Below are 1,023 nucleotides of genomic sequence, written 5' to 3'. Positions count from 1 at the left end.
CGGTGACGAGCTGCAGCGCCTCGGAATCGTTGAGATCCTTGGCGCGCAGCTGAATGGTGCCGACGCCGAGCAGCGCCAGCCGCGCCACCCAGGCCACGGTATCGACGACGGGATAGAAGCGATCAGGATACGGCATGCCAGAACGGTGTCCCAACGACAGGGGTTGAAGGAGAGGCGAAGTCGCGGGCTTCCATCAGGCCCGCCTCGTAGGCGGTGCGGCCGGCCTCGACGCCGAGCCGGAAGGCCTTGGCCATCGCAACGGGGTCGGCGGCCTTGGCGATGGCGGTGTTGAGCAGCACGGCGTCGTAGCCGAGTTCGAGCGCCTGCGCGGCGTGGCTCGGCGCGCCCAACCCGGCATCGACCACCAGCGTAATGTCGGGCAGCCGGTCGCGCAGCAGTTTCAGCGCATCGCGGTTGACGATGCCCCTGGCGCTGCCGATCGGCGCCGCCCACGGCATCACCACCTTGCAGCCGGCATCGACCAGCCGCATCGCGACCGAGAGATCCTCGGTGCAATAGGGAAACACCTCAAAGCCGTCCTTGATCAGGATGCCGGCCGCCTCGACCAGCCCGACCACGTCGGGCTGCAGCGTGTCGTTGTCGGCGATCACTTCCAGCTTGATCCAGGGGGTGCCGAACAATTCGCGCGCCAGCTTTGCCGTGGTCACCGCCTCGCGCACGCCGCGGCAGCCGGCGGTGTTCGGCAGCACGGTGACGTCGAGCTCGCGGATCAGCGACCAGAACGCATCGCCGGTCTTGCCCCCCGCGGATTCGCGCCGCAGCGACACCGTGACGATGCCGGCGCCGGAGGCCCGGATCGCATTCTGCATGATCGCCGGCGACGGATACAGCGCGCTGCCGATCAGCAGGCGGGAGGTGAAGGTTTTGCCGTAGAAGTTCAGCATGGCGTCGTTGCCCTATCCTCGTCGTCCCTGCGAACGCAGGGACCCCAAGCGTGAGCGCAACTGCGCTCATCGCGGCGCCGTGTATCCTCGTTGCGGTAAACTGGCCGAGACCTTTCGT

1 protein-coding gene and 1 pseudogene are annotated in these 1,023 nt (G+C 67.6%); both read right to left on the bottom strand.

The window, feature by feature from the left end; genetic code table 11:
• Positions 1–136, bottom strand: a pseudogene (locus Q7U29_RS12050) (thiamine phosphate synthase); the annotation flags it as partial.
• Positions 123–905 (bottom strand): thiazole synthase, encoded by a 783-nt coding sequence (locus tag Q7U29_RS12045; protein ID WP_304741669.1) that lies wholly within the window; start codon positions 903–905, stop codon positions 123–125. The pseudogene Q7U29_RS12050 and the gene Q7U29_RS12045, both read right to left, overlap by 14 nt.
• Positions 906–1,023: the final 118 nt, after the last annotated feature.

Origin of the sequence: Bradyrhizobium sp., from assembly GCF_030654605.1 — a bacterium.
Classification (GTDB): domain Bacteria; phylum Pseudomonadota; class Alphaproteobacteria; order Rhizobiales; family Xanthobacteraceae; genus Bradyrhizobium.
The sequence above is the reverse complement of the archived record's forward strand: the minus strand, read 5'-3'. Positions and strand labels throughout refer to the sequence as shown.

Bases quoted from the DNA above. Each gene is read 5' to 3' on its own strand.
- Q7U29_RS12045 (WP_304741669.1), bottom strand. From the start codon at position 905: ATGCTGAACTTCTACGGCAAAACCTTCACCTCCCGCCTGCTGATCGGC.